The sequence below is a fragment of the Herbaspirillum lusitanum P6-12 genome (genome assembly GCF_000256565.1).
Lineage (GTDB): Bacteria > Pseudomonadota > Gammaproteobacteria > Burkholderiales > Burkholderiaceae_D > Herbaspirillum > Herbaspirillum lusitanum.
The window spans coordinates 1-1,640 of the sequence record NZ_AJHH01000392.1 but is presented as its reverse complement, the minus strand read 5'-3'; the positions used below and the strand labels follow the sequence as shown (position 1 = coordinate 1,640).

The window sequence follows — 1,640 nt, the reverse complement described above, 5'->3', positions numbered from 1 at the left end:
GTCGGCGAACCAGCCGCCGATGATCTGAAAAATTGCATAGGTATAACCGAAGGCGGAGAACGCCAGACCGAGGGTGGTGTTGGACAGGCCGAGCTCATCCTTGATCGGACCGGCGGCGGCGGCGAGATTGACGCGATCCAGATACAGGATGAAGGACATCGCGCAAAAGATGGCGAGCATGTATTTCTGGACGTGCGTCGCGCGCCCGGTTGGACCGGCGGCGCCGGCTGTTACGGCGGAAAATGATTGCATAGTCTCCTCGCGGAAGGTGTGGCGCCTGGTTGGCGCTCGTTATGGTGATATTGGATCTTGCTTGCAGCGCCAACGTTGGGACGATTCGGCGCTGCAGATACGGCTGCTGCATCAGTTCTTCAGGCGGCTTTCTCCCATGCGGCAAGCCAGCTCGAAGGCGTTTTCCATCGCCGTGATCTTGGCGATGCCTTTGCCGACGATGTCATAGGCGGTGCCATGCGCCGGCGTGGTGATCGGAATCGACAGGCCGCCTTCCACCGTCACGCCGACGTCGAAACCGAGCAGCTTGGTGGCGATCTGCCCTTGGTCGTGATACATGCTGACAATGCCGTCGAGCTGGCCGTTCTTTGCTCGCAGGAAAATCGTGTCGGCCGGGAACGGGCCGGTCGACGGATAACCTTTTTTCGCCGCCATGGCGATGCCCGGCTCGATCACGTCAATCTCTTCACGACCGTAGTTGCCGTTGTCGCCGTTGTGTGGGTTGAAACCGCACACGCCGATACGCGGCTCTGACTTGCCGGCGATGCGGAAGGCATCGGTCAGCATGACGATGGCTTGCGCCACGCCTTCCACAGTCAGCACCGAGGACACGTCTTTCAAGGGCATGTGCGACGTCACGCGACCGGTCCACAGGTCATTGAGAATATTCAGTTCACCGCATGGGCCATCGTAGTTGAGCAGCTTGGCGAACCAGCGCATCTCGTCTTCTTCGTGCATGCCGCCCAGGCGCATGGCGCCTTTGTTCAGCGGTGCAAAACACAGCGCATCAGCCTTGCCGTCGGTGACCAGTTTGGTGCCCAGCTTCAGCGAATCAAGAATAAAATGACCGTTGTCGACACCCGCTACGCTGGGCGCATATTCGCGCACGTCGCCGTCCCAATCCTGAATCGTCAGCCAGTCGGACGCTTGTGGAATCGGTGCATTGACGGCGTTGGCGGCACGCTCGATTGCTGCACGATTGCCGATCAGCGTGACATCGGCGCGCTTGCCGATGGCGGGCAAGGCCAGCAATTGCACGATGAGTTCAGGGCCGATACCGGCCGGGTCGCCGATGGTCAGGGCGATGCGAGGTTTTGATGGTGATGCTGCAGACATGCCGGCTCCTGTGTAGTCTTGTCTTCTGATCTCCACACCGATAAAGACGGCATGGCAGACGTTGCACAGACTATAAGGGCGCGACCCGACGGGCTTCCATCGCTATTTCAGCGAATCAGGATTCGCGTTTTGCGAAACCGGGCTGGAAAGCGCCTCCACCAAGGACTTGGCGGCCGATGACATGGCAACATCCGGCTGATGGCAGAGCACAAAGCGGCGTGTGGCCCACTCGCCGTTGATGGGAACCGAACGAAACTGCTCGCCGCCGGCCAGCAATGCTGCGACGGCGGTTA

2 protein-coding genes and 1 pseudogene are annotated in these 1,640 nt (G+C 60.1%); all 3 read right to left on the bottom strand.

The features are described from left to right. A partial coding sequence (locus HLUSI_RS28425; protein WP_162098072.1) for an MFS transporter occupies positions 1-180 on the bottom strand: 180 nt, incomplete at its 3' end. A 183-nt stretch (positions 181-363) separates the two neighbouring features. Next, positions 364-1,347 carry a 4-hydroxythreonine-4-phosphate dehydrogenase PdxA gene (locus HLUSI_RS0112545; protein WP_016834301.1) on the bottom strand — a complete coding sequence of 328 codons (984 nt, stop codon included), beginning with the start codon at positions 1,345-1,347 and terminating at the stop codon, positions 364-366. 102 nt (positions 1,348-1,449) lie between these two features. Then, positions 1,450-1,640: pseudogene (locus HLUSI_RS28420) on the bottom strand (LysR family transcriptional regulator); the annotation flags it as partial.